The sequence below is a fragment of the Marisediminitalea oceani genome (assembly GCF_003731635.1).
Lineage (GTDB): Bacteria > Pseudomonadota > Gammaproteobacteria > Enterobacterales > Alteromonadaceae > Alteromonas > Alteromonas oceani.
Genome location: NZ_RCUA01000002.1, coordinates 87677 through 114087 on the forward strand (window position 1 = coordinate 87677; position 26411 = coordinate 114087).

The 26411-nt window shown below is 49.8% G+C and carries 23 protein-coding genes; 9 read left to right on the plus strand and 14 right to left on the minus strand.

The window, feature by feature from the left end; all coding sequences use genetic code 11:
- Window positions 1-2: 2 nt before the first annotated feature.
- From D9T21_RS00585 to D9T21_RS00595, 3 genes are all read left to right on the plus strand, one after another.
- Complete coding sequence (locus D9T21_RS00585; protein WP_164464531.1) at window positions 3-113, plus strand: helix-turn-helix domain-containing protein; 111 nt, start codon at window positions 3-5, stop codon at window positions 111-113.
- Window positions 110-1363 carry a sensor histidine kinase gene (locus D9T21_RS00590; RefSeq protein ID WP_123323257.1) on the plus strand — a complete coding sequence of 418 codons (1254 nt, stop codon included), beginning with the start codon at window positions 110-112 and terminating at the stop codon, window positions 1361-1363. The genes D9T21_RS00585 and D9T21_RS00590 overlap by 4 nt, the downstream gene beginning before the upstream one ends.
- A 133-nt stretch (window positions 1364-1496) precedes the next feature.
- Window positions 1497-2276 carry an SDR family oxidoreductase gene (locus D9T21_RS00595; RefSeq protein ID WP_123323258.1) on the plus strand — a complete coding sequence of 260 codons (780 nt, stop codon included), beginning with the start codon at window positions 1497-1499 and terminating at the stop codon, window positions 2274-2276.
- A 46-nt stretch (window positions 2277-2322) separates the two neighbouring features.
- Here D9T21_RS00595 and D9T21_RS00600 read toward each other — a convergent pair whose 3' ends face one another.
- Complete coding sequence (locus D9T21_RS00600; RefSeq protein ID WP_206427208.1) at window positions 2323-4563, minus strand: penicillin acylase family protein; 2241 nt, start codon at window positions 4561-4563, stop codon at window positions 2323-2325.
- 104 nt (window positions 4564-4667) lie between these two features.
- Entirely contained in the window at window positions 4668-5861 is a 1194-nt protein-coding gene (locus D9T21_RS00605; protein WP_123323259.1) for an MFS transporter, read from the minus strand.
- Between the two features lie 422 nt (window positions 5862-6283).
- Here D9T21_RS00605 and D9T21_RS00610 point away from each other — a divergent pair, with 422 nt between their 5' ends.
- Together D9T21_RS00610 and D9T21_RS00615 are read left to right on the plus strand one after the other, a co-directional pair.
- Window positions 6284-6916 carry an NAD(P)H-dependent oxidoreductase gene (locus tag D9T21_RS00610; protein WP_123323260.1) on the plus strand — a complete coding sequence of 211 codons (633 nt, stop codon included), beginning with the start codon at window positions 6284-6286 and terminating at the stop codon, window positions 6914-6916.
- Complete coding sequence (locus D9T21_RS00615) at window positions 6913-8832, plus strand: monovalent cation:proton antiporter-2 (CPA2) family protein (protein ID WP_123323261.1); 1920 nt, start codon at window positions 6913-6915, stop codon at window positions 8830-8832. The genes D9T21_RS00610 and D9T21_RS00615 overlap by 4 nt, the downstream gene beginning before the upstream one ends.
- Window positions 8833-8839: 7 nt before the next feature.
- On the opposite strand, the gene D9T21_RS00620 is transcribed toward D9T21_RS00615, so the two are convergent.
- The 3 genes from D9T21_RS00620 to D9T21_RS00630 form a co-directional block, all read right to left on the minus strand.
- A complete protein-coding gene (locus tag D9T21_RS00620) occupies window positions 8840-9301 on the minus strand; it encodes an amino acid ABC transporter substrate-binding protein (protein WP_164464532.1) in 462 nt (153 codons plus the stop codon).
- A 78-nt stretch (window positions 9302-9379) separates the two neighbouring features.
- Window positions 9380-9640 (minus strand): hypothetical protein, encoded by a 261-nt coding sequence (locus tag D9T21_RS00625; RefSeq protein WP_164464533.1) that lies wholly within the window; start codon window positions 9638-9640, stop codon window positions 9380-9382.
- A gap of 123 nt (window positions 9641-9763) precedes the next feature.
- On the minus strand, window positions 9764-10792 hold the full coding sequence (locus D9T21_RS00630; RefSeq protein ID WP_123323264.1) for an AraC family transcriptional regulator: 1029 nt from the start codon (window positions 10790-10792) through the stop codon (window positions 9764-9766).
- A gap of 150 nt (window positions 10793-10942) precedes the next feature.
- On the opposite strand from D9T21_RS00630, the gene D9T21_RS00635 reads away from it, so the two are divergent.
- The gene (locus D9T21_RS00635) at window positions 10943-12586 is read left to right on the plus strand and encodes a fatty acid--CoA ligase (protein WP_241155590.1); all 1644 of its coding nucleotides are present in this window, start codon (window positions 10943-10945) and stop codon (window positions 12584-12586) included.
- 33 nt (window positions 12587-12619) lie between these two features.
- On the opposite strand, the gene D9T21_RS00640 is transcribed toward D9T21_RS00635, so the two are convergent.
- The 7 genes from D9T21_RS00640 to D9T21_RS00665 all read right to left on the minus strand — a co-directional run bounded on the left by D9T21_RS00640 (window position 12620) and on the right by D9T21_RS00665 (window position 18628).
- The gene (locus D9T21_RS00640; protein WP_123323266.1) at window positions 12620-13492 is read right to left on the minus strand and encodes a WYL domain-containing protein; all 873 of its coding nucleotides are present in this window, start codon (window positions 13490-13492) and stop codon (window positions 12620-12622) included.
- A gap of 41 nt (window positions 13493-13533) precedes the next feature.
- Complete coding sequence (locus tag D9T21_RS00645; protein ID WP_123323267.1) at window positions 13534-15015, minus strand: amidohydrolase family protein; 1482 nt, start codon at window positions 15013-15015, stop codon at window positions 13534-13536.
- A gap of 125 nt (window positions 15016-15140) precedes the next feature.
- The gene (locus tag D9T21_RS00650; protein WP_123323268.1) at window positions 15141-16187 is read right to left on the minus strand and encodes an AraC family transcriptional regulator; all 1047 of its coding nucleotides are present in this window, start codon (window positions 16185-16187) and stop codon (window positions 15141-15143) included.
- A gap of 72 nt (window positions 16188-16259) precedes the next feature.
- Complete coding sequence (locus tag D9T21_RS00655; protein ID WP_123323269.1) at window positions 16260-16619, minus strand: hypothetical protein; 360 nt, start codon at window positions 16617-16619, stop codon at window positions 16260-16262.
- A gap of 111 nt (window positions 16620-16730) precedes the next feature.
- Window positions 16731-17177, minus strand: a complete 447-nt coding sequence (locus D9T21_RS00660) for a DUF4240 domain-containing protein (protein ID WP_123323270.1) — start codon at window positions 17175-17177, stop codon at window positions 16731-16733.
- A gap of 354 nt (window positions 17178-17531) precedes the next feature.
- A complete protein-coding gene (locus D9T21_RS22665; protein WP_164464534.1) occupies window positions 17532-17681 on the minus strand; it encodes a hypothetical protein in 150 nt (49 codons plus the stop codon).
- A 350-nt stretch (window positions 17682-18031) separates the two neighbouring features.
- Window positions 18032-18628: a glutathione S-transferase family protein gene (locus D9T21_RS00665; RefSeq protein WP_123323271.1), complete on the minus strand. Its 597-nt coding sequence runs from the start codon at window positions 18626-18628 to the stop codon at window positions 18032-18034.
- Window positions 18629-18749: 121 nt separating this feature from the next.
- Between D9T21_RS00665 and D9T21_RS00670 the strand changes: the two genes are divergently transcribed.
- From D9T21_RS00670 to D9T21_RS00680, 3 genes are all read left to right on the plus strand, one after another.
- Complete coding sequence (locus D9T21_RS00670) at window positions 18750-19667, plus strand: LysR family transcriptional regulator (protein WP_123323272.1); 918 nt, start codon at window positions 18750-18752, stop codon at window positions 19665-19667.
- Window positions 19664-20236, plus strand: a complete 573-nt coding sequence (locus tag D9T21_RS00675; protein WP_123323273.1) for a uracil-DNA glycosylase family protein — start codon at window positions 19664-19666, stop codon at window positions 20234-20236. The genes D9T21_RS00670 and D9T21_RS00675 overlap by 4 nt, the downstream gene beginning before the upstream one ends.
- Window positions 20237-20505: 269 nt before the next feature.
- Complete coding sequence (locus tag D9T21_RS00680; RefSeq protein ID WP_123323274.1) at window positions 20506-22095, plus strand: ABC-F family ATPase; 1590 nt, start codon at window positions 20506-20508, stop codon at window positions 22093-22095.
- On the opposite strand, the gene D9T21_RS00685 is transcribed toward D9T21_RS00680, so the two are convergent.
- Window positions 22092-25220 carry an efflux RND transporter permease subunit gene (locus D9T21_RS00685; protein ID WP_123323275.1) on the minus strand — a complete coding sequence of 1043 codons (3129 nt, stop codon included), beginning with the start codon at window positions 25218-25220 and terminating at the stop codon, window positions 22092-22094. The genes D9T21_RS00680 and D9T21_RS00685 overlap by 4 nt on opposite strands.
- Window positions 25213-26289, minus strand: a complete 1077-nt coding sequence (locus tag D9T21_RS00690) for an efflux RND transporter periplasmic adaptor subunit (protein WP_123323276.1) — start codon at window positions 26287-26289, stop codon at window positions 25213-25215. Before D9T21_RS00690 ends, D9T21_RS00685 begins: the two co-directional genes overlap by 8 nt.
- Between the last annotated feature and the right edge of the window lie 122 nt (window positions 26290-26411).

Here is a 26411-nt window from a genome sequence, read left to right on the forward strand (position 1 = left end):
ACGTGCTGAAATCACATATTTATACCATTCGCCAGCAGTTGGATAAGCCCTTCGACTTTCCCATGCTAAAAACCATTCATGGCGTAGGGTTTGGCTTGCAGGCGTCGGCATGAAGCAGATTGGCCAACAAATAAAACGGCTGTTTTTGCTTTATACGCTGGTGCTGTTGTGTATTTTTGCCGGATTCACTCAGTTGTACGGCTATCTTATCGAAGACAATGTCATTAACCAGCAGATAAGAACCGAAGCCCGCTATCTGGAACAGCAGTATCAGGCCACTGATGCGCTGCCCCTGCCCCGCTATCCGTGGATGAAAATTGTTAGCAGCTGGCAACAACTGCCAGCATCTGTTCAGCAGTTGCATAACAAGGAGCCGGAACGGATCGAATTTATTACCGAGGCTGGCAGCATTCATATTGTGCCGCTAAAACTAAACGGGCTGGAGGCCCTGCTATATGCCGAAGTAGATGCTTTTACGGTAACCAACAAGGTCTGGCCGCTGAATATAGCGGGGGTGGCCTTTCTGGGCACACTGATTTTTGCTCTGTGTTCCTGGCTTCTGATGCGCCGTGTTGAGAAAATCGTCGCGCCACTTAACCGCTTACGTCAACGGGTGGAAAGCGATACCCCTCAGCTGTTATTTCCGGCCGGATTTACCGCCAGCCTGCCAGATAACGAAGTGGGCTTTTTAGCCCGCGCTATCGAAAAACAGTGGCACAATCTCACCGACCTGCTTGAACGCGAAACCCAGTTTACCCGGGATATCAGCCACGAATTAAGAACGCCGATCAGTATTTTGCAAAACACGCTTAATCAAACGGGCCCGTTATCATACGACGATGAAAAACAGGCTCGAGACCAGTTAAATAAACTCACCCAAACGCTGGATGTACTGACCGCCCTGGCCCGGGAAGAAAGCCGCGACAAGTGCCCGCTTAACGTGCTGAGTGTGTTGGAAGATGTCACCATGACACTATCACTAAGCGGATTGCGGCCCGACTTTCAGCTTAATATCGAAGTGCCGGATGATTACCAGGTGGTCGCGAATGAGACCTTGCTTTACCTGCTGTTTCGCAACCTGATAGAAAATGCCCACCATCATGGTAGTGATAACACGCTGACGATTTCACGTCTGCACCAATCACTCAGATTCAGTAATCAAAACAATGATACTGGCGTAGCTACCAAACCAGATAGCGCTGCGGATCCCCTGGGCATTGGTCAGGGCCTGTTTCTGGCGCGGCGTATTGTTGAGTTTCATCATGGTGAGCTAACTGTTACCGCATCAGCTGGCGATACCGAAAATGACTTCAGCGTTTATATCTCATTGCCCCCGCTTCCTAATCCGCAAGCGCATCGCTAACCCGCTCGCTGACTTCGCCTAAATTAACGACAGAGCTCCTTTTCAAAGCGCAGCAAGCCGGTAAGATGAGGAACTATGGTTTATCAGCCTGCTGGCAACATGCCACAGGTCACTACAGATAAGGATTGGTTGTATGGATTTAGGACTTAAAGGTAAGCAGGCTATCGTCTGCGCCTCAAGCCGAGGTTTGGGCCGGGCTTGTGCTCAGGCACTGGCAGAGGCCGGAGTGAACCTGGTGCTCAACGGATTAAACGCTGAGCGACTGGCTCAGGTAGCCGAAGAAATTGCCACCGCTACCGGGGTAACGGTTACGCCCGTTGCCTGTGACGTGAGCACCGCAGACGGTCAGGCAAAACTTCTCGCAGCCTGCCCCGCACCCGATATTCTGGTTAATAACAACGGCGGACCGCCACTCAAAGACTTCCGTGAACTGGATAATGACGCTATGGTGGACGGCATCAATATGAACATGCTCACACCGATTAATCTGGTAAAGCAGGTGCTGGATGGTATGGTGGAACGTGGCTTTGGCCGCATCATTAACATTACCTCGATGACGGTTAAAATGCCGGTAGCCGGACTGGATCTCTCAAGCGGTGCCCGCGCTGGCCTGACAGCCTTTTTAGCCGGGATCGCCCGCACCGTGGCTGACAAAAACGTTACCATCAACAACATTTTACCGGGTTACTTTGCTACCGACCGATTAGACGGCGTGTTAAATGCGGGCATGGCCCGAACCGGTAACGACAAAGAAACGGTCGCTAAAGACCTGGCCGCGAAAGTACCGGCCAACCGTTTTGGCGATCCGAAAGAGTTTGGTAATACCTGCGCCTTTTTGGCCAGCCAGTATGGCGGCTATATCACCGGGCAGAACATCCTGCTTGATGGCGGCTTAAATCCCAGCGCGTTTTAACCGCACACAAAAAAGGGCACGCTTAGTGCCCTCTTGCTGTTCATCGCTACCTTTCGAGCCACTCCGTTTGCTCAGTATGCGCTTCAACCTCTTCCCGCTGTAGCCAGAGCGTGCGGTATTCATCGTTTGCCAGTAATTCAAGCTGATCAGAATAATGGGTCGATTCGACCTGGCGGGAATTACCATAAGCCATAATTCCCTTCGCTTTTATCGGCGTTGAAAACTCCACCATGGAAACCCAGGTTTCACCATGGCGCGGTTCACGAATCCCATCGCCATCCGGATCCCACCAGGTGATCACATTAAATGCGCCAAGATTGCCATAGCCACCATGACCGGGCACATCCTTATCGCGAATAATAAACCGTGAGACATCGCCAAACCGCGGGTCCATCCGGCCATAGGTTGAAATGGTATTTTCGGCGGCCTTTTTAAGCATGGCTACGGCAGCTTCAGGATCCTTCAAACCGTAAGGCGTTAATAGCGGTGACTCTGCCTGCCACGGCACTGCATAGTTAGATTGATCCGAAAATCCAGAGCGCTTACCAGCAAACAATTCTGCCCAGTTCTCAAATAAAATCCCGGCACGGTTATCCACGCCAAAATGCCTGTCCCAGGCTTTAAGCACTTGCGCTGCCTGCTGCACCATTTCGTCGTTACTTTCAGCGGCCGCGGTTAAAAGGTCGTCCAGCACGCGTTCGGTCATGAGTGCATAAGTAGAGGTTTTGATTTTCTCAAACTGCTCGAAACTTAACTTACCGCTTTCAGCCATCATTTTAACCGCGTTTTGCGCCCGGAAAGACATTGGCCCTTCTACTGCAACGTAAGGCGGAAAATCATGATACTTATAAACAGCAGGATATGTGGCCAGCCACGGCGGATCGTTAGCATTTTGGACAAATCCACTTTCGGGGTTAATGACTTTAGGCAGATCCGCGTAATCATGGACTTCATTCCACACATACTCAGAACTATCACCAGGCACCAATCCGGTCCAGAAAGCCAGGTCGCCTTGTTCGTGTTTGGGCAGAATGCCATTGTAAAGATACTGAATATTGCCTTCTTTATCAGCGTAGGTAATGTTAAACGTTGGCACCTGTAGCCTTTCCATTACCGTAGTAAATTCAGCGAAGTTCTTTGCCTGCAACATATCAAAATACTGTTGCAGCATACCCGGCCGGTCCAGCCCAGCAACGCGCAATGCGACTGTTTCACCATCTTGCCTTTCAAACACCGCCCCGTGAACTGACTTTCGCACAGCCAGTGTTTTTTCTTTAAGCGTGCCGTTTTGCTGTAATACCCGGTACGTCTTTTCGGTAGTCTCAAATGGCAACACCTCGCCATCGAAGAGGTAGCCATCTTCTTTACGGGTAAGATGGTAAGTGGTGGCACCGGGGATACGGTTTACGGTGTTGGAAATCCCCATGCGCTGGTTAAAGGCAAAGCGAATTACCGGCAGGCCCACCTGAGTGGCACCGTACATTTCAAAATCAGGACCGCTTAAATGGGCTTCATAATAGGTAAAGAAGCCGGTTGCCCAGGGCAGATGCGGGTTTTGCAGCAATAACGTGTTACCGCTGGCAGACTTAGCAGGCGCTACGGCATAGGTATTTGAGCCAGCCTTGAGCGGCGGTGCACGCTCGCCAATCACCCGGGAAGGCGAGGCAACATAAATAAAGTTCATCAGCCGGTGGGCATGGGTCACCACATCTACACCAGATACCGGTAATACTTTTAATACCTGCGGATCCAGGGTTTCAGGGTACTTCTTCGCGTAATCGTTAATGCCGGCCGCAAAAGCATCGAGGTTTTTCTTAAACGCCTCCTTTTGGTTCTGGTACCACTGCTGCCCTCTTTCTGGGACGTCATTACCGAGTAGCCACAAGTCGGTTTGTTCATACTCTTCGCCCCAGTATTCAGCGCCTTTTGCCCGGGCCTGACCGTAAAGCCTCAAAACAATGTCACCCTGACTCTTTGCCTGGGCCCAGCCAAAACCGTAAAACACATCTTCAGCAGTCCCGCCATAAATATGCGGCACACCAAAAGTGTCCCAACGAATTTCGATATCCTTAGATGTACCGGTATCAGGGGGAGTTTTAGGAGCGTTATCACAGGCAGTAATAACAAGCGTCAGGATAGCAAGCACAGCAATACGCCAGCCCCTGCAGCGCTGAGTAACGGCTAACATGTTCATAAGAATTCCAACTTCTTCGCCGGTTAAGGCGCTCTCTGTCCGGGGCAAACGGCCAAAGGTATAGGGTAATGCGTCCTGAAGCTTTTTTAGCATGCCGTGTCCGGCGCATGGGTGCAACCAGAGAGAGATTTTAATTGGACAAAACAGCAGGTTATTACGATAAAAGGAGGCCTTATGACCTCCTTTAAATGTGCATATTAGTTCGTTGCGGGGATTAAATTTCGATTACGCATCTGCAGGTAGCTAAGGGCCCACATAATAAAGCCGCCGACAAACAGCATGGCTGACGCATAGCCGGTTTCGTTAAACGAAGCGCCTGATGCCAGTAAAGCGCCGCCTACCCAGGGGCCAATTGCGTTAGCGGTATTAAAGGCACATTGCACCAGTGCGCCAATCATAGCGTGCCCGGTGGGCGATACGTCCAGCAACATCGACTGAATCACGGCTGCCAAACCAACACTAGCGCCGAGCAGGAATACAGTGACGTATAACCACCAGATATTTGTCGCGGCAAACACGTACATGATAGCAATGGCAACGCTACATAACAGGGCGATACCCGTTGTGGCTAACGGCGAGTGATCGGCCAGTTTACTGATCACCAGGTTACCAATTGTGGTGCCAATCCCAAACATCATCATGGCAATGGAAATGGTCACTTCAGGGGTTTCGGTTACGTTAATAATGGTGTCTGCCAGATAAGTATAAATACAGAACACGCCGCCAAAACCAACAAAGATAATCCCGGAAATCGACCACACCAGTTTGTTTTTCAGTACGCCAAATTCTTCCCGCAACCGGGTTGGATTGGTTACCGGACTGCTGGGTACCAGACGGTAAATCAAAAACATGGTGATCAGTGCCAGCACGGCCACAATAGCCATACACACCCGCCAGCTAAGATTTTGTCCAACCAGAGTTGCCATAGGTACGCCCACGATAGTTGCAATAGTAAGACCAGCAAAGACTTTAGACATATAGGTTGCACGCTTACCCTTAGGTGCCATACCAGAAGCAACCAGCAACGCCGTACCAAAGTAAGCCCCATGAGGTAACCCGGAGAGTACCCGGTAAACCACCAGCTCCGGTAAAGATGAAGCAATCGCACTTAACCCATTGCCCAGTAAAATCATGCCGGTAAACACAATCAACGCGGTGCGACGATTGGTTTTATTGGTCAGCAGCATAAACAATGGCGCACCAATCACCACACCGATGGCATAGGCACTGATCACGTTACCTGCCAACGAGGGAGTGACGCTGAATGATTCAGCAATTAAGGGCAGCATGGACATTGCCGAAAACTCGGTTAGTCCAAGAACAAAAGTTCCGAGCGCCATAGCCAGAATAGGCCAGACCGCTGCGCCCTGTTTAATTTGTGGTGCAGACATAAACAACCTTAAACACATGGCCGAAGCCAGTTAAATCAATGAGTGTGCGCCTGTTTAAACTGGTGTTGTTAACCTGGCAGCGTAAACGAATAAAACGCGAGTATATTTTGTAGGAATACAGAACCAACCGTTCACTGTTTGAACAGCGTAATCTTATCCGGAAGGGCTATTGCTTTTTTTATTTGATAGCTTGCATTATACGTTATGTATGCAAAGTAATTCTATGCTTAATACGTGTAAGTTATGCCATTTTTTACTTGATTCAACGCCCCGCAGGCAGCCTTTACAACCCAGTTTCTTTTCATTTCCAATTCTTTGATAAGTTTTACAAACGGAAGGGGAATGATAGCCTGTGGTAAGACTTGAATAATCCTGATAAAAGCCTCAATTTAGGCTGACTCAATTATGTACCGGACCCCTGAATGTCTACTGAAGCAAGCTCGTCCTCCTGCCGTATCCTGTTATTGTTTGCGCATCCCTCGCAGGCGAGATCGGAGGTTAACAGTGTGCTGTTTAACGCCGCCAAACAGCACAAGGCGGTGACGGCGGTAGATTTATATGCTGAGTATCCGGACTTTAATATCAGTATCGAGCGTGAACAACAGCGCTTGCTTGAGCACGATGTGATTATTTTTCAGTTTCCCATTTACTGGTACTCCACCCCGGCCCTGTTAAAAGAGTGGCAGGATCTGGTGCTTGAATACGGATTCGCCTATGGCAAAGGGGGCGATGCACTTAAAGGTAAGCAATTTATGTGTGCTGTAACGGCTGGCGGGCGCGAAGAAGCCTACCAGACCGATGGGTTTAATCACTTTACTCTGCGCCAGTTACTGCAGCCACTGGAGCAAATGGCCAGTATTACCCAGTTAACCTACCTGGCCCCTTTCGCCTTATTTGGCTCCCGCACCGCAAAGGAAGAGCACCGTATCACCCGGCACTCAGCGCTGTGGACTAAGCTACTTGATACCCTGGCGCAAGACGAACTGGATATCAGTAAAGCGCGGCAGCTGGAAAACCTCACCCGCTATTTTGACGAGCAGGATCTGCACCAATGACCGGTTACTTTCTTCAGGCGTTTATTTATTTACTGGCGGCGGTTATTGCCGTGCCGGTGGCCAAGCGATTCGGATTGGGCTCGGTTCTGGGCTACTTAATAGCCGGACTGATTATTGGCCCGGTGCTCGGTCTGGTGGGTGAGGAAACCAACGCCATTCAACACTTTGCCGAGTTTGGCGTGGTAATGATGCTGTTTTTAGTGGGAATGGAGCTTGAACCCAAAGCCTTATGGAATATGAAGCTGCGCTTACTGGGCCTGGGCGGCTTACAGTTGCTGCTCACCTCAGCAGTTATCACCGGTATCGCCATGATAGCCGGCCTGAGTTGGCAGGTGGCGCTGACTATTGGTCTTATTTTCGCGCTGTCTTCCACCGCCATTGTACTGCAAACCTTTCAGGAAAAAGGCCTGCAACAAACCGAAGGAGCCAGGGGCGCTTTTTCCATTCTGTTATTTCAGGACATCGCCGTTATTCCGATGCTGGCGCTTATCCCGCTATTGGCCTTACCCGAGCTGGCGAGCGCTATTAATGAGACGGCAGGCCAGAACGCCGGCCATGGCGACAGTCTGGTGGAAGGGCTGCCTGGCTGGCTGTACGGGTTAGTTATTATCGCGTCCATAGCGTTTGTCACCGTTGGCGGTCATTACCTGAGCCGGCCGCTGTTTCGCTTTGTGGCATCCTCGGGACTGCGTGAAATTTTTACTGCTACGGCGTTGATGCTGGTTATCGGCATTGCAGCTTTAATGGGACTGGTTGGTCTCTCCCCTGCCCTCGGCGCCTTTCTGGCCGGCGTAGTGCTGGCTAACAGTGAATTTCGTCACGAACTTAAGGCCAATATTGAACCCTTTAAAGGGCTGCTGCTGGGGCTGTTCTTTATCACTGTAGGGGCTGGTATTCACTTTGCTACGCTCACCGAAAACTGGGTACTGATCATCAGTATTACCCTCGGGGTGATGGTGTTTAAAGCGTTGGTGCTGTTTGTGATTGCTCTGCTATTTGACTTAAAAGGCAGTAATCGCTGGCTGCTAACCCTGAGCCTGGCCCAGGCCGGTGAATTTGGTTTTGTATTGATTAGCTTTGCGGCTCAGAACAACGTGCTGGCCACCGATTTGATTGCCTTATTGCAGTTGGTGGTGGCTTTGTCGATGTTTTTAACGCCGGGACTGTTTATCTTATTCGAACGGGTGATTATGCCCCGTTATATGCACGGCAGCAGCAATCGCCAGCATGACACGGTAGATGATAAAGGTAGTGTGATTATTGCCGGCATCGGCCGTTTCGGGCAGATAGTTAACCGCTTACTGGTGGCTAACGATTTTAAAACGGTAATTCTGGATATACGTTCAGAGCAGGTCGATCTGATGCGTCAGATAGGCACTCAGGCTTACTTTGGTGACGCTTCAAAACCGGGCATGCTCGACACCGCCGGCATTGAACAAGCCAGCTTAATGGTTATCGCTATAGACGACCGGGAAACCGCTGTTGAAATGGTAAAATACGTAAAATTAGCTCACCCTGAGCTTAAGCTGCTGGTGCGCGCCTTCGACCGCGGTCATGGCTACCGGTTGCGCCAGGCGGGTGCTGATTACCTGATTTCCGAAACATATCATTCGGCCCTGGAAATGGGCGCTCAGGCACTACGTTCGCTGGGCGTACACCCGTTTCAGGCCGAACGGCAAAAGCATGCCTACCGCGATATTGAAGCCCAGCAAAGTGACGTACTTTACGAAGCCTGGAAAGACGATGCCAGCGGCGAGCGCTTTGATAACAACTACCGTGAGCTATTTATGGAGTTGCAACAACTCATTGATGACGCGCTTAAATCGGATCTGCACGACAATCACTCCAAGCGGCGAGGCTGGACACCGCCGCCAAAAGGCTACGCAGAAGAACAGTTAAAAAATCAAAAAGACTAACCGGCCGTTACTGATTGCCGGGCAATTGAGGCTCGGCAAACATGTTTAAGTCGCCCAGCATCTGTTTTAATACCCCGTTTCGGGCAAACTCCTCAAGCTTTTTATTAATGGCTTTAAACAGGCGTTCATGGCCGGGATGACAAATCAGGGTATCGCGCATAGTCAGCGGCGAATACGCTTCGTCATAAGGAAGCTCAGCCATCCCCAGTTCTTCGTAGGCAAACAACACATCCGGATAAAAAGAGAAGATGTAGTCAACTTTATGATCTTTAAGCATCTGCACATTTTCGGTTTCGCTGCTGACCTCAAAAAGGTGCATCACGCGCTTGGCGATCCTCTGCATTTCACTACTCAATGGTGTACCACGCACAATGCTTAACACTGCATGATCCGGTATATCACTGGCCTGGCGTACTAAATGTTGTTCATCGCGGGAAATCACTCTCACCATGGCCTTATTTAGCGGCACGCTGATCAGCACATCCTGTAAATCAAGGCTGGCATCCTCTAAATCAAAGGTCGCAATCCCCGGCGCATAACAGGCAAATTATTTATTCACAAATCCGCGTTTGGCCCGGGACATGGGCATCACAATGATCTCAAGCTGGTCGGCCAGCCCGCTTTCTACCAACGCCCGCTGGAGAATTTCGTGGTAAACCCCGGGGCCTTCGTGTTCACCGGGAATGTGAAAAAGCCCTGTTAACTGTGCGCCAACAATAACTTTTTTAGCGCCGGTTTCACTTGCCACCGGCCAGGCTACCAATGCCGCGACGACTGCCGCAAGCATTATCATAACGTATCGCAACAAATCTCTTTTCCCGGGCTGCTGTAAAAAACTGTCTGCTACTAAACTCTATGCACAGGAGTGATATGCTGCAAGCTGAACAGGTTAATTACACATTATCCTTTAGGATAAGAAACAGCCAGAAAGTTAATCAGACAAAGCCTGCAGGCGCCGTTGTTTCGGGCTTTGCTGATACCAGCGTTTAAATGCACGGGTAAAGTTACCGGCATTGGTAAAACCTAAGCGGTAACCGACTTCACTTAAAGGTAAATGGCCGGTTTCTACCCACAATAACGCCTGCCGACTGCGCAGGGCATCCACCACAATCTGGAAGCTACTGCCTTTGTCGGCCAATCGTCGCTGCAAGGTGCGTGAACTCAGCCCAAGGTGTTGTGCCGCTTGCACAAGAGTCAGAGTGCCCAATGGCAAGTGATTTAACAGCAATGACTCCAATTGGCCGCGCAGGTCGCTGCGATCAAAGCGCGCCAGATAATCGGCTACCAGCGCGTCATTCTGTGCCGCGAGCTCCGGACTGGCAGTTAACAACGGCTGATGCATCACCGCCTCGCTAAACGATATCGTGTCGTGGGCCGCATTAAAAAACACCGGGCACTTAAACACCCGCTGCCAGGGCGTTGGATCTGCTGGTTGCGGTCGACTCAGCGATACCTGCAACGGCACTAAGCCGGGCTCAAAAATATGTCTGGCGGTAAGCATACAGGTGCCCATAAACGCGTCGGTCTCAGCCGCGCTCCAATGGTCAATAGTAAGGCTTTTATGCAGGCTGATATCAACCTGATTATTCGACTCACTGATGTTAAGCGTACCGTAGTCGGCAAACATCCGGAAATTAGCAGCCAGCCGCTCAAAACCCGCCATCAGCGTGTTACTGGCCCAAATAGCAAAACCCAGTGCCTGCCATGAAGTGGGCCGGACAAACCGGGCTACGGTTAGCCCTACCGCTTCATCCTGAGTCAGACTCTCCACCAGACGCCACAAGCGATTTAGCTCGGCAAGAGAATAGCGGGTTTCGGGTTGAGCAGCCTGGACAGGATCTATCCCTACACGGCTAAGCAGACTCTGACCATCAAGCTGATAAGCACTCATTGCCCTGCTGATGACCAACGGCCAGCTGCCGATAACACTATGAGATTGCGCGATATTGTAGTCTTTCATTCGGTTATCCTGAGGTTGGTAGGCGCAGCTTATACAGCCAATATTATCTTTATACGCCAATCATAAATCCTAACACGCCAACCCCTTGCGCGTTAACCTATTTAAAACAACACTATTACAAAACAACCCGTTAAACACCGGAGCCGTGTGATGCCTGTAAAAATTCTTCAAGGGGCAGAAAATGCCCACGCCTACCCTCTTCTGATTAAACAAATCTTTGCCTCAGCCGGTCGTTTTGAACCAGACAACCAGATCATTTACCGCGGCGAGCAGTCTTTTAGCTACAGTGAATTCACCCGGCGAGTACAACAACTGGCCAATGCGCTGAAAGCAGCCGGGGTAGAAGCCGGTGATACGGTTGCGGTGATGGACTGGGACAGTCACCGCTACCTTGAATGCTATTTTGCTGTGCCCATGCTGGGCGCCATTTTGCATCATGTAAATATTCGATTGTCACCCGAACAGGTGGCCTACACCATGAATCACGCCGAAGATAAACTGGTGCTGGTACACGATGATTTTCTCCCCCTTGCCGATCAGCTGGCGGCGCAGCTGCCCACCGTACAAGGCTACATTCGTTTGAGTGACGGCGGCACGCCGCCCGCCACGCCCAATATGAGTGTGCTTGGCGAGTACGAATCATTATTGGCAGAACAGAGCAGCGAATGCGATTTTCCCGATTTTGATGAAAACAGTGTCGCTACCACTTTCTATACAACAGGCACTACCGGTAATCCCAAAGGTGTGTATTTCAGCCATCGTCAGTTAGTACTGCATACCATCAACATGGTGGGCATGCTGGGCAGCTATGAAGGCTTGCCGCTGCTCCGCTCCAATTCGGTTTACATGCCCATTACGCCGATGTTCCACGTGCATGCCTGGGGCGTTCCCTATGCGGCTGTGATGCTTAACTGCACACAGATTTATCCGGGGCGGTATGAGCCTAATCTGTTGGTTGACCTGATTAAGCAATACAAGGTGGATTTTTCGCACTGTGTGCCTACTATTTTGCAAATGCTATTGGGCTGCGAGAAAGGCCACACAACGCGGCTGGATGGCTGGAAGATCCTTATTGGCGGCAGTGCGCTGCCAAAGGGGCTGGCCAAAGCCGCCATGGACAAAGGGGCTGATATTTATTCCGCCTATGGCATGTCGGAAACCTGCCCGTTACTTACCGTTACCCATTTAAATAAAGAGCAGCGAGCCCTGCCAGCCGAGGAACAGCTTAAATACAGAACCCTGACCGGCGTGGCGTCCAACCTGGTTGATCTGCGTATTGAAGAGCCCAGTGGCAAACCCGCGGCACACAATGGTAGTGATGTGGGTGAAGTTACCGTACAAACGCCCTGGCTCACTCAGGGATATCATAAAGAGCCGGCCAAACAGGAAGAGCTCTGGGAAGGCGGAAGGCTGCATACCGGCGATGTGGCGAGCGTGCATCCCGATGGTTTTGTAGAAATTAAAGACCGGATTAAAGACGTTATCAAAACCGGTGGTGAATGGCTTTCGTCTATCGAGCTGGAAGATCTTATCAGTCAGCACCCGGATGTTGCGGCAGTTGCCGTGGTGGGCATGCCGGATGAAAAATGGGGAGAACGCCCTCATGCTATGGTGGTTGCCAGTAACAACGAGCTTAGCGCCGGTGATATTCAGCAACACCTGCAGCAGTTCGTTGAATCCGGACACATTTCAAAATGGGCAGTGCCAGAGCACATCACCCTGGTTGATGAAATTCCCAAAACGTCTGTGGGTAAAATCAACAAAAAGGTAATTCGTGCCACCCTGGCGGGCTAATCAACCGGCGGGAGCCAGTCTCCCGCCAGCCACTTATTTCGGCTCTGCGTAGCCAGGCGCAATGGCCAGATTATCCACGTCACGTAATGTAAACCGGTTCTGTAACCACAGTTGATACTCGGCTCCTTCCAGCGTGCCGCGCTCGGTGCAGTCTACATTCCAGCGGCGCAGTAAATAGCCCGCCATGGCGGCTCGCACGTTTATCAGCAACTGGCTGTTTTCCATTCCGTAATCCATTTCAATGGCAGTGGGAAAACTCACGTTCTTTGGATGCGGCACCAGTTGTAATGGGATCATTCTATGCCACTCGCTGTCGTACTCAGCCAGTTCATTGGCGGCGGGTTCTGATTTTAGGGTGACCTTACTGACACGGGTCAGCACGAAATCACGGAAACTCTGACTTTTACGATCAAAAGCGCGCACATGCCAACGCAGGCCATTATCGACAATCGCATGAGGCACCAGTTCCCGGGCAGCAGAGCCACTCGACAAAGACGTATAAATCACACTCACTGCGCGATTATTTAAAATGGCCTGGACCAGTTTTGCGACAATAAATATATCCGGCACATTGAGGCTCGACGGTGCTTCCACCGGAAAGTGAATATCACCAATGGCATCAAAGCCATCAGAAATATCATTGGCCAGTTTAGTTAGCGTACGCTGGGCGTCATGTTCAAATAACGGCTTAAACTGGCTGGTTTGAAAATAGCGCTTTTCCCTGGAGTCATATTCCAGGTTGTCCGGCGCCATTTCCTTATACAAATTAAAATCACGGGAGCCTGCCGACAAGCCCACTTCAAAGCGGTTGATCAAGTCCTGACGGTAGATCGCCCCTTTAAACAACAAACAAAAATCAATGTAGGCCAAACGCTGACGCTGGGCGAAACTTATACTTGCTAACATCCTTTCGACTCGAGTAACACTGCTCAATGCACCAATATGGTTTATTTTGATTCGGTTGTAAAGCAGGCAGAGTCAATTCTGTCCATCAACAGATGTAACAGATGTCTGCTCACACTTACCAGCAACGAACTGTGCTGACGACCTTCGTTCTGCAATATCTCTAATTCTGCCCGGGTAAACAACCGGCCATCCTGAATAACCATTTGTGGCTGTTGCATGATTTCGGGCACAGTAAGCGGATTGTTGTTGAATACTACTAAATTGGCGCGATACCCCCTTGCCACTCTGCCCAGTTCGTTACTGCGATTTAAAACCGCTGCTGCATTGATGGTGGCGCTACGCAATACCTCTCTTACTGGAATACCGGCTTCAATCATCAGCAATGCCTCACGAATAGTGGCCGGCCCCGGCACGTCCACCAGCGCACCGGCATCGGAGCCAAGCGCCAGGGTGACGCCCTGCTCATAAAGGCTTAAGGTTAACTCATTGAGGTAGTCATCCACTTCGAGGTTATACTCGCCAAGCTCTGCTGAAGCCCCTAACCAGCGCCGAAAGGAGGTTTGTTCATAAACCATGCGGACAAAAGGATTTATCACGCTGAGATCCTGCTGCGCCAGATATACCTGTTTCTGGGTGCTAAGTAAGGTGAGTTCCTGATTTACGGCCAGCGTTGGAATAAGTGGTACCTCATTTTCCCGCAAAAAATCAGCAGCAAGCATTACTCTTTGGGGATTGCGTTGCTGTTGCAAAAATCCGTCGAATATTTCTTCCACATGTTCGAAGCTTGCCAGGCTGGCATGAGCTGCCAGATTCTGTTTCATTAAATCGTAGGAAGGATGACCTGCCACCGACACACCAAGCTGTATCGCTTCATCCAGCACCGCCTCATACACCTCGGTATGGAGCCCTTCGTACACCTTGATAAAATCATAGCCCTGATTGATATAGTCACGCACAGCCTGACGAGCACTTTGCGGGCTATTCACAGTAAAGTGGGATAAAGGATCGCCCTGTTCCACACTGTTAAAAATGGGTGACGAAAGCACCAGACGACTACCAAACCAGTCGCCCTGCTCCAGTTCGTTACGCCACTTTAGATGATAGCGATAGCCGCCCATATTACGCAGCGTGGTAACCCCGGTGGCAAGGGCCATTTTGGCATAGCTGCGGTCAAGCACGTGCACATGTAAATCGATCAGGCCGGCCATTACAAAGCGGCCATTACCGTTCACTACCGGTAAATCCTCGGGCAACGGCAGCACTGATGATTGTACGGCTTCAATCACGCCATCTCGAATGATAACCGCCTGGTCGCTCAATACCGGCTCATCTTCCAGCGTTAGCACATTCACATTAGTGAGAATGTGACTTTGCGGACGAAACAGAGTCAAGGAGGTGCCGCCGTGTTCGTAATGAACATAAACTGCCAGTAAGGTAACCGACAGCAAAAGAATGCTGCAGATAAACAAAACCGACAGGCCAATCGCTTTGATGTGAATAAAATTAACGCTTGAGGTGCTCATACAATGCTCCGATATAATTTGAATGGAGCTACTTTGCGCCAGTGCTGGCCGTGGGGCGACCAGAATCAGGATTCTGCACCTGTTTAACGCTATTTTGGACCCTCAGAAATACTGTACCGCAGCCCTCAATCCCTCGCCCGTAAAGGCGTAAGATACTGACCTGGCGTTTTGCCAGTGTGTTTTTTAAATACCGCGTTAAATGACGATTTAGAACTAAAACCAGCATCCATGGCGAGCTCAAGCAAGGTTTTATCTGGCGTAGATTTGGCTAACTCGGCTACCCGGTTGATACGCAGTTGATTGATGTAGTCGGCAAAGCTCATACCGCCACCGGTATTAATTGACCAGGAAATGTCTTTTACCGAAAGGCCGGTAAAACCGGCGATATCCTGTAAACAAATACGCGGCTGACAATACCATTGTTGTTCGCGGATCTGACTGTCCAGCGCCTGAAAAATAGCGGCGGCCTGACTGTCTTCGTGAGGCGCTGGTTCGGCGTTAGTTTGTTCAACCTCACTGAGCCCGTTAAACAACGCGGGTTGCCTAATAAGCCCGACAATCGCAACACACAACACCAATAAAAACGCGCTCTGATCGAGCAAATACCAGGTACTGCGAAAGGGCTCGGTAGTAACGCTCTGTAAATTCACCCGCACCATGTCCAGGATCAGTAATACCAGCAGTACCACCAGCGTATTGAACAGCCAATGCAAGCCTTTGCTCTCGGTATCGGCTTCACGCTCGGCCATGGCAGCGTGATAGCGTTTTAACCACCTGAATGCCAGTGCAAAGTAAATCAATTGGCTAATTGCACCGGCCAGCAACATCCACTGCAGATAGGGTGTTAAAGGTAATGCCATCAGCGTTGGTAAAAAGTGAGCACTGTCGCGATAAGTTAAGGGTTGCTCGGGAACCAGTAACACCCGCACTAAAAGATAAAAAATGGGCCCCAAAGACAGGCTAAAAGCTGGCGTAATGTACCAGGCAACTGCACCAGCATTGAGTTCTTCATATAAATTAAAGCCCATCATCAGGCTCTGCATTAACAGCGCCAGAACAAGACCGTTATAGCGCCGTTCGCCCGCCAGTAAAGCAACACCCAGCAAGCCGGTGAGCAGGCTTAATATCTGAATGATATTCACTGCTTGCAGATGAAATTCGGCCAATAGCACAGATGGTCCCTCTTAGGCTTACTCAGCTCTTGTTCGGTTATGGGGTATTGTTATTTGAAACCATTTTCAGGTTCAATCATCGATGTATCTAAGGAAAATATATTTCTCATAATCCGAGTCTTCCTTAAAAACTCTATTTAGCTCCACCTTCCTGCCAATCAGAATCGGAGCATTTTTAAATAACCTTACTCTTACTGGCCTTTCTTTATCCTTCAGTTGAACATAAATATCAATATCATGCCCTTCGTCATGGAGTATTGATTTGTAGTTAATCGCAGTGCCGGTTACAAGTTCACTTGATGTGGGTTGTGTGTTCTTTATCAGAGCAGAGACGATAACCAGCGCTAGTGTAATGATGAAGAAAGGTACATATTTCTTGCACTTTTCTTTAGCTAATTCCTGATTAAGAATCTTTACTTGTTCTTTGTTCAATTTATTTATTATTCCGTTGAAGCTGCCCCTTCCCTAGAGGGGCAAAACGATGGAGCCCAGTTATTTTGTCTCCCGCGACCTTAGCGAGTGACTTACTTTGTCTGTTATGCATTACTGCCACCCTGTTTTGTTTGAATAGGTTTCGTAACTTAGTTTAGTAGTATGGTTATATTCCTTTCCCGTTTTACGCTCGTACGCGGCAGGTCCAATGCTGAGCAAAGACTCAAACTCTAAGTTTTTAGGAAAAGACGAGGGATTTTTAAGCACCTCATCATATAACTCTTTACCGTTTACTACGACGACACATCTTGAATAGAGGAACCAGTCGGGAGAAAAATACTCGTTGTCATTAACATATGCTTCCTCCCCAATTTGTTTAGCATGTGCTAGTGTATCTAATGCAAATAGTTTCTCTGCTAAGATTTCCTCGAATTGGAGAATTTCGTTATCTGACTTTTGTGATAAGGCAACAATGGCAGGCTCGATAACTGCTTCGTCGTCACCTTCATGGCTCCAATCGAAAAGACTGATAATCATCCAGAAAACTGCTTCGGTCATGAACTTTCCTTATGCATAACGACTTGCTGTAGAGAATTCACAACAACTCGCAGTGCCACTCATTGCTAAATTCTTTACTAATTTATTGATAACAACACTTTACACTCGGTTATGAGCCAGTTTCCAATAATTTATTTGGGAAGGGTAAAAAGGGCTGTTGATGGTGAGCCAGACTTTTGAGGAGATCCCTGATATCGCTCTGCGACTAAGGGATGACAGATTGGGTTGGTTTATTTAAAACCCTAATCTGACTTGGATTTAAAGCGCAGACTTAATGAACTAAGGCACTATGAATGCTGTCGCTGCGCTGAAATGTGGTTTGATACTATACCGGCGATAACCAGCAATTAAACTTTACTCGTAATGGCGTTCCATCCACATAATCTGCATTTTGAGATCATTGATTTCTTTTTTTGCATCGGCTAGTTCTTCAACAATAGAACGATCCTGGATTGCGTTATCATCACGTGAAGTGTTCAGAGCATTGCTATCTTGTTGTGACATACGTATTTACCACGCTTTGTAATAGATGAAGGGTACGATTAAATGTAACTGCGACTGGAAACATACAATATTTATTACAGAATTTCCAAAAAATGAGCGAATACCTGACATTAATTTGATAAATAGTTATATGTGCAGCCTGAACCTAACAAATTAATTTTGTGTCAAACGACATTTCCTTACATCAAAAAAAACACACAAATAGCTGTTATTAAATAGTTTTCTTAACATATAAAAACCTCCCGCTGTTTCGGGAGGACTTTTTGAAAATAAGCGTTTCAATTATTTTGTTCAACCAACCCTGTAACCACAACTGTAACAATTCTCCACCCCTCCATCTTCTATCCCTACTACACCTGCCCTGGCATACCAATAAAGCCAGGGAGCTGCTTGATGCGATCGATCCAGGCCAGGATATGCGGGTAATCATCCAGAGAAATACCGCCTTCTGGCGCAATCGCTACATATGGCATCACGGCGCAGTCGGCAATGGTTGGGTGCCCGAGCGCCAGCCAGTCATGCTCGGCCAGATGGTCGTTCAGTAAGGTCAGGATACCGGCAGAAATGTTTAACGCGGCTGGCTTATCAAATTCAAAACCAAATTTATCCACCAGCCGGGCTACATTTGGTCCGTGTTGAATTTCGTTCGCCGCGGTAGACAGCCATTGCTGTACTTCAGCCATTTGCTGTGGGTCGGAAGGTAACCAGCTCTCTAAATCATACAGACGGGCGAGATACACCAGCATTGCCTGGGAGTCGCGCAACACAACTTCTCCATGTTCTAACACTGGTAGCTGGCCAAATGGGTTTAAAGCCAGCATCACTGAACTTTTGTGTTCACCGGCCATAAAATCCACCGGCACAATTTCCAGCTCAATATTAGCCAGGGCGGCAAACAGCCGCACTTTATAACAGTTTCCGGACAGCTCAAGATCGTACAATTTCATGCTTTCTCTCCATGTTAAAAGAAGGTTGAATCACTCAAAGCCACCTTAACTTGTCTGTTTTTCGCAAAAAATATGCGATATTTAATTTCTGTAAACCGTTTTTCGCACTAATAAAGCCAATATGGACAAATTAAAAGCCATGAAAGTCTTTGTTGAGATTGCCGATATGGGCAGCTTAACGGCGGCAGCCAATAGCCTGGAAACCTCACTGACTTCGGTTGTGCGCACGCTTGCCGCGTTGGAAGACCACCTGAAAGTGCGACTGTTTAATCGCAACACCCGGCAAATTGCCATTACCGATGAAGGGCGAGAATACTATCTGCGCTGCCGTACTATACTGGCCGAAGTCAATGACGCCGAAAGTATGCTTATTGATCGCCAGGCTGAACCCCTGAGTAAAGTGACGGTAACCGCGCCGGTGACCTTTGGTAAACGCCATGTCGCGCCTAAAATTAACGCCTACCTCAATCAGTACCAAAAAATGCAGGTCAACCTGGTGTTACTCGACCGCCCGGTGGACATGCTTAGTGAAGGGATTGATATTGCCCTGCGCATTGGTCGCATCGGCAACCATGATTTAGTAGCGCGGCAGTTAGGCTCAATGCGCCATGTGCTGTGCGCCAGTCCCGACTTTATGACCGGACAAACAGCGCCTGAACACCCGCAGGATATCGCCGGCCAGCCTTGTGTTCACCTAAGTGTGCTGGATAACCCCGAAGACTGGCATTTTCAGCATGGTCTTAAACTGATGTCAGTGGCCATGCAAACCCGCTTAATTACTAATCAGGTAGATGCTGCGCTCGATGCCTGCATTGCCGGCGTGGGCTATTGCCGCTTTTTACACTATCAGGTCAGTGACGCCGTTAAGCGTGGTGATTTGCAGATTTTACTGCCCGACTATGAGCCTCACCCGCTGCCAGTACACTTACTGTATGCGCCGGTAAAACTCCAAACCAAACGTCTTCGTTCTATGACTGACTGGCTCACCCAGTCGCTGCAGCAGGATCTCACTGTTATCTCTCAGGGAGGCAAACCATGACCCGCCTGGCCGACTCACTGCTGGCAGAGATTCGAAGCTGTACACTGTGCGCCGGTAACCTGCCCTATCCACCGCGGCCCATTGTGCAAATTGAGGAACAGGCACGTATCCTGATTATTGGCCAGGCACCGGGAATAAAAGCACACGACAGCAGCCAACCCTGGAATGATGCCAGTGGCGACAAGTTACGTGGTTGGCTGGGCGTTAACCGCGAGCAGTTCTATTCACCAATCTTTACCCACCTGCCAATGGCGTTTTGTTTTCCCGGCTATAAAAATGGTGCGGATGCGCCGCCGCCTAAAATTTGCGCCGTTACCTGGCACGCTAAAGTGCAGGCGCAGGTAAAACCTGCGCTCACGCTATACATTGGCCGCTATGCTCAGCAGTATTATCTACCCGAACATAAAACACTAACCGAGGCAGTAAGGTCCACCACACAGTCACCAGGTAATGCATACTCGCTACCGCATCCTTCGGGGAGAAATAACCGCTGGCAGGCGCGCAACCCGTGGTTTGAGGCGCATTCGCTCGAAGTGTTACGCCGTAGCGTTGCTGAGGTGTTAGGGTAATCTAACAGTAATAATCAGCATTGAGCCGCAAAAAAGAGCGCGGGATAAACACCAATTAATGGCCTTTTATGCAGAACCAGTGAAAGCGACTCTCAAGGAGAAAAACAGGATATAAAAACTGAATTTACTCGTAGATTGCGGGCTTACGACTAATGCGGTTAATAAAACGCCACATCAGCTGGACAGGCCAGCAATGTTTCTTTATATTGCGCGCCTTTAATGCCTTTTCACCGGCGTCCGCCAATTTTTATCTATCCCGGAAGACTGTTTTGATTACCACCGCCAACATCACTATGCAATTTGGCTCTGAGCCACTGTTTGAAAATATTTCTGCCAAATTCGGCAACGGCAATCGTTATGGCCTGATTGGCGCTAACGGCTGTGGTAAATCCACCCTGATGAAAATCCTGAGCGGCAAATTAACGCCAACTGCAGGCAATGTGTCACTGGCTCCGGGCACCAAGCTGGGTATTTTGAATCAGGACCAGTTTGCCTTTGAAGACATGAGCGTAGTCGATGCTGTGATCATGGGCGACCGTGAACTCTGGGAAGTAAAACAGCGCCGCGACGAAATCTACGCCAAAGCCGAAATGAGCGAAGCAGAAGGTATGGAAGTGGCCGAGCTGGAAGTGCAGTTTGCGGAAATGGATGGTTACACCGCCGAGTCCCGCGCCGGTGATATTCTGATTTCAGCCGGCATTGAAGAAAGCTATCACTTTGGTTTAATGCGCGAAGTGGCGCCAGGCCGTAAGGTTCGTGTACTACTGGCCCAGGCATTATTTGCCGAACCCGACGTGCTGCTGCTCGACGAACCTACCAACAACCTGGATATTTATACCATTCACTGGCTGGCCGAAGAGCTGAACAAGCGTAAGTCCACCATGATCATCATTTCCCACGATCGCCACTTTTTAAACTCGGTTTGTACCCACATGGCCGATATTGATTACGGCGAACTGCGCATTTACCCGGGTAATTACGACGCTTTTGTAGAAGCGGCGGCACTGGTGCAGGAACAGCTGCAAAACGAAAATGCCAAGAAAAGCGCTGAAATTGAAGAACTGCAAAGCTTCGTAGCGCGCTTCTCTGCCAACGCCTCAAAGGCAAAGCAAGCCACCTCGCGGGCCAGACGTCTGGAGAAAATCGAGCTGGCCGACATTAAGGCCTCGAGCCGTCGTAAGCCTTATATTCAGTTTAAGCAGCACAAAAAACTTCACCGTTTAGCCATTACCCTGGAAGAGCTCGGTCACGGTTATACCGGTGAGCATCTGTTCAGTGGCGGAAACCTGCTGCTGGAAGCCGGTGCCAAACTGGCGATTATTGGTGAAAACGGTGCAGGTAAAACCACCTTACTTAAATGCCTGATTGGTGATGAAACCGCCAAAGAAGGTACCGTAAAGTGGGCCGAAAATGCGGCTGTAGGTTATGTTCCTCAGGATAGCTCGAAAGACTTTGCCAACGACATGACTATGTTTGAGTGGATGTCACAATGGCGCCAGCCCAAACACGATGACCTGCAGGTTAAAGCCATGCTGGGCCGCCTGCTGTTTGGCTCTGACGACTTTAACAAGAAAGTCAGCGTGTGCTCAGGGGGTGAAAAGAACCGCCTGTTATTTGGTAAAATCATGCTTCAGGACATTAACGTACTGGTAATGGATGAGCCTACCAACCACCTGGACATGGAGTCTATCGAGGCGCTTAACATTGCGCTGATGGCCTTTGAAGGCACAGTAATTTTTGTTAGCCACGACCGTGAATTTGTTGAGTCACTGGCCACCCAGGTGATCGAAATTAAAGATAAGCAAATCACTCACTTCGACGGCACCTACGAAGAATTCCAGGCGCACCTGGGCAACTAATCGGAACTGGTACTGGCTTTGGGTGCAAACCGGGCCAGTACCGTTACCAACAAGGCGGGTAAAAATGTCACGCTCAACACAGTGGAGACAAAAATACCGCTGAGTACGATAATCCCTACCCCACGATACAGCTCTGTCCCTTCACCGGGGATCACCACCAGCGGTGCCAGCCCGAAGATCGTGGTACAGGTAGACATCATTATTGGCCGTAAACGCACTTCCACAGCCTGTTTTACCGCACTATGTAAAGCTTCGCCCTGAGCCAGTAATCGCCGGGTCTGATCAACTATCAGAATTGGGTTATTCACCACCGTGCCCAGCAAAATTAGAAAGCCCAGCATGGTGATCATATCAAAGGGTTGGTAAGCACCGCCGAGCATGCCCGATACAGCGTTGTTGGCAATTAACCCCAACAGGCCACCCGCCATCCCCAGAGGAATAATGGTGAGAATAAACGCCGGGTAGCCCCAGTGATTAAAGATGGCCACCAGCAACAGGTAGCACAACGCAATGGCAATCAAAAAGTTTACCGATAAGGCATCCTGTGTGGCGGCGAGCTGATCGGCCGCGCCGGTGATCCGGGTACTCACGCTTTGCGGGATAGCACCGCTTTCGCGCAGCTCCGGCAATAAGGTGTTTTTAACCGTGTTAACGGCCGTTTCAAGGGCCACTTCTTTGAGGGCAATCACATAGACCGAAACGGTGCGCTCGCCATCTATGCGCCGCACCGTGTCGCTACGTTTACTTTCCAGTAAAGTGGCAATGGCGTTGAGCGGTAAAATAGTACCTTGCGGGGTAAGAATGGGCGTTGTGGCAAGTTGCTCAATGCTCTGCTGATTGCCAGCGTTGTTGAACAAAAACATGTCCACCTGATCGTCATTGAGTAAAAACTCATCCACAAAGGCCCCGTCACTCACTGCGGCCACCGAGTAACCAAAATCATCGCCATTCATGCCGAGTTCGGCAAGTCGCTGCCAGTCCGGGCGAATCTCAATAAAGGGTTGTTCAAGGGTCAGCGAGCCGGGATCGGAATTAATCTGAGGGTTATTAAAATAGTCATCCGCTTTGGTGTATAACGCATTGGCCGCCTGATATAACGCATTAATATCGCTACCGGAAAAGTCTACCGCCACTGCCCGGGTACCGCCATCGTTGCTAGAGATAATCGACCCTTTGGTGGAAAACGCCCGCATGCCGGGGTAGCTCTCAAACTTCTCGTTTATAAGAGCCATCATATCGCCCACCTCATCGGGATTAACCGGCATGGTGACCATCCATACGCTACCTATGCTTACTCGCATATTATAAAACTGCAGAGCCGGAAATTCTGCCTCACCACGCCCGTAAGCTTGAGGATCGGCGTTCACGTAGGGTGTAAAGAATGCCCTGAGCTCATCACCAATTTCCTGCATAGACGATAAGTTATAATCCGGTGGCGCAGTCATGGTCGAAAACGCTTTGGGCTCCTCGCCTTCCGGCAGGTATTCCGCCGCAGGCATCAGCCACCAGGCGCTACCTAATATCAACACCACTCCCGCCACTACGATTACCAGCGCGCGAAGGCGCGAACTAATAACCGCCGAAACCAGCCACAGACATTTTGCGGTAAACCATTTCTGGCCACTGGCGTCGCTATCTTCTGGTTTGGGCTGACGGGCCATGGCTACCGGAATAACAAAAATGGCGGCGAGCATAGAGGCAAAAATCGCCCCGGCAATCGCAATGGCAACATCTGAATAAAGTTGCCCGGCTTCCTGTTCAATAAACAAGATAGGCGCAAACACCAGGATGGTAGTTACCGTAGAGGCGAGCACCGCCGGCCATACATCCTTAACCCCTTCTACCGAGGCCTTAAACCGGCTCAGCCCCTGTCGCCGGAATTGCACAATGGATTCGAGCACCACAATGGTGTTATCTACCGTCATGCCAATGGCGAAAGCCACCCCAGCCATGGAAATAACGTTAATGGTGCGGCCAAAGGCCAGCAAGGCAATAAATGCGGCAATCGTACACAGCGGGATGCCCATTACGCCAATGAGCGTGGAGCGCACCGAACGCAGAAAATAAAACATCACCAGCGTTGCCAGCCCTGCCCCTAATGCCAGGTTAACCATCACGTTGCGCAGCGAACTGGAAACATACAGCACGTCGTCAGTAAACAGCTCCATTTTAAGGCCGTTAGGGCGTAATACCTGCTCGTTAAGTTGATCAACAATTGGCAGGATCTGCTGTTTAATGGCTATTACGTTTGAGCCTGTTTCACGGCGCACCGCGAGCCCAAGGTTACGATCGCCATTGGCATAGGAAAGCTGGCGCCGTTCAAAGTGATCGAGTTTAACTTCGGCCACATCCTTTAAATACACGTTGGTATTGTTGATGCGCTGGATGATGAGGTTTTCCAGCTCGTTTAACTGCTCAAAACGCCCTACTACCCGCAGTAAATAGCGGCTTTTATCGGCTTCGATGTCACCGGCGGAGGAGTCCTGGTTACGCTGGACAATAGCATTGCGCACCTCAATCAAGCTAATCCCGCGTTGGGCCAGCTTTGCCGGATCGACCATGATTTGTACCTGACGACGAGAACCACCACTGATTTCAATTTGCGATACGCCCTCAACGCTTTCCATTTGCGGGCGAACCACCTCGTCGGCAAAGTCATAAAGCATATCAATATCCAGCGCCATGGGATTCCCCTCAGCGGGGATCAACTGAAAGTACATGAAGGCGTTACTGGAAAAGGAATCAGAGAATAACTGCGGCTGGTCGACATTCTCCGGGTAATCAGGCACCTGACTTAGCGCGTTACTGACCCGGATCAAGGCTTCATTAACATCCACACCAAACGGGAATTCAAGCTCTACCCGCCCCTCGCCCATTTCGGCAAAGGAGATCATCCGTTTTAACCCGGTGATATTGCGCAGGTAGCGTTCCTGCTCAATGAGGATCTCTTTTTCGATGTCTTGCGGCGTGGCACCAGGCCAGCCGGTTTGCACGGTGATGGTTCTGACTTCCAGATCAGGGATCATCTGCACAGGAATCGACAGCGCCGCCACAATCCCCATAATACAGCTAATCCCGACGACTACGGCAACCAGAATGCCGCGCTTTACTGTTGCCTCAATCATTGATTTCAGACCTGTTGGTCACAGTGACTGCCGCCTCGTTATACAACCGCGAGACGCCAGAGATAGCATATAATTGTCCCTCACTCGCATTGGCAACTAACACTGCATCGCCCTGCTGACGAACAATATTCACCAGTACCCGGCTGGCCTTATTGTTGTTAATGGCAAACACACTGGCACCACCATCAGGATGCTGCCTGATCGCGCTTGTCGGCAACCACACCTGCTTGTTTTCCAGTTGCGGCAGCATGATTTCAGCTTCGGCGGACATTCCCACCAGCAAGTCGGTATTCTCCGGCAACGCGATGTGCGCGGTGAAGCTGCGACCCTGACCGCCTGAGGCAGCAACCAGGCGCTCCAGCTTGCCGGTAATGGTATCGTGCAGGCCGGTATCCGGATGAATGCTGATGTCGCCATTAAGGTTGGTAAAATAACTGTAGTATTCCTGCGGCACTTCGATGGTAAGGCGTTTCGCCTGCTGAGAGACTAAACCGAGCACGGCGGTGGTTGGCTCCACCCACTCCCCTACATCAACATCCCGCTGATAAATAACACCATCAAATGGCGCTTTTAGCGTATGACGGGAAACAACTTCTTTGCGCAAAGCAAGGATTGCTTTGAGTCTGGCCAGCTCCGCTTTAGCGTTGGCCACTTCGGCTTTACGCTGCTGAAATAAGGTTTTGGCAGCGAGTTGTTGTTGTGATAACGCATCCACTTCAGTTAGCAGGCGCTCGGCCTCGTTGTAAGCAACAGTGCCTACTTCGAGCTCGGCCTCAGCTTGTTGACGCGCCAGCTCAGCGAGCTTGCTATCGAGAGTCAGTAATGGCTGACCCTGCTGAACATGATCGCCTACTTCCACAAAAAGCTTATCGACAAATCCTGCCTGCAGCGGTGCAAGGAAGGCATCATTGGCGGAACTAACGGCGCCACTTAAGGTAATACTTTGATATTTCTGACTGGCCACCGGATAGGCCGCCGTCACTTTAATAGGTGAGTCTTGCGCGCTTGTAGGGAAACTGATGCCCATACAAGCAAATAACATGAACAGGTATTTGATACAGCCGTACATTGCGCCTCCGGTGTTTCCATCACTTTTTACCCGGACCGGGTAGTTATTACAGAGTGCAACCGGTTACACAACAGCCACTCCCTAACTTTTCATTTTGTACCTCAACAGGTTAAAAATAGATC

Excerpts from the sequence above, each read along its gene's own strand:
- D9T21_RS00590 (WP_123323257.1), top strand. The coding sequence starts at position 110 with ATGAAGCAGATTGGCCAACAAATAAAACGGCTGTTTTTGCTTTATACG.
- D9T21_RS00595 (WP_123323258.1), top strand. The coding sequence starts at position 1,497 with ATGGATTTAGGACTTAAAGGTAAGCAGGCTATCGTCTGCGCCTCAAGC.
- D9T21_RS00600 (WP_206427208.1), bottom strand. The coding sequence starts at position 4,563 with ATGCTAAAAAAGCTTCAGGACGCATTACCCTATACCTTTGGCCGTTTG.
- D9T21_RS00605 (WP_123323259.1), bottom strand. The coding sequence starts at position 5,861 with ATGTCTGCACCACAAATTAAACAGGGCGCAGCGGTCTGGCCTATTCTG.
- D9T21_RS00610 (WP_123323260.1), top strand. The coding sequence starts at position 6,284 with ATGTCTACTGAAGCAAGCTCGTCCTCCTGCCGTATCCTGTTATTGTTT.
- D9T21_RS00615 (WP_123323261.1), top strand. The coding sequence starts at position 6,913 with ATGACCGGTTACTTTCTTCAGGCGTTTATTTATTTACTGGCGGCGGTT.
- D9T21_RS00630 (WP_123323264.1), bottom strand. The coding sequence starts at position 10,792 with ATGAAAGACTACAATATCGCGCAATCTCATAGTGTTATCGGCAGCTGG.
- D9T21_RS00635 (WP_241155590.1), top strand. The coding sequence starts at position 10,943 with ATGCCTGTAAAAATTCTTCAAGGGGCAGAAAATGCCCACGCCTACCCT.
- D9T21_RS00640 (WP_123323266.1), bottom strand. The coding sequence starts at position 13,492 with ATGTTAGCAAGTATAAGTTTCGCCCAGCGTCAGCGTTTGGCCTACATT.
- D9T21_RS00645 (WP_123323267.1), bottom strand. The coding sequence starts at position 15,015 with ATGAGCACCTCAAGCGTTAATTTTATTCACATCAAAGCGATTGGCCTG.
- D9T21_RS00660 (WP_123323270.1), bottom strand. The coding sequence starts at position 17,177 with ATGACCGAAGCAGTTTTCTGGATGATTATCAGTCTTTTCGATTGGAGC.
- D9T21_RS22665 (WP_164464534.1), bottom strand. The coding sequence starts at position 17,681 with ATGTCACAACAAGATAGCAATGCTCTGAACACTTCACGTGATGATAAC.
- D9T21_RS00665 (WP_123323271.1), bottom strand. The coding sequence starts at position 18,628 with ATGAAATTGTACGATCTTGAGCTGTCCGGAAACTGTTATAAAGTGCGG.
- D9T21_RS00670 (WP_123323272.1), top strand. The coding sequence starts at position 18,750 with ATGGACAAATTAAAAGCCATGAAAGTCTTTGTTGAGATTGCCGATATG.
- D9T21_RS00675 (WP_123323273.1), top strand. The coding sequence starts at position 19,664 with ATGACCCGCCTGGCCGACTCACTGCTGGCAGAGATTCGAAGCTGTACA.
- D9T21_RS00685 (WP_123323275.1), bottom strand. The coding sequence starts at position 25,220 with ATGATTGAGGCAACAGTAAAGCGCGGCATTCTGGTTGCCGTAGTCGTC.
- D9T21_RS00690 (WP_123323276.1), bottom strand. The coding sequence starts at position 26,289 with ATGTACGGCTGTATCAAATACCTGTTCATGTTATTTGCTTGTATGGGC.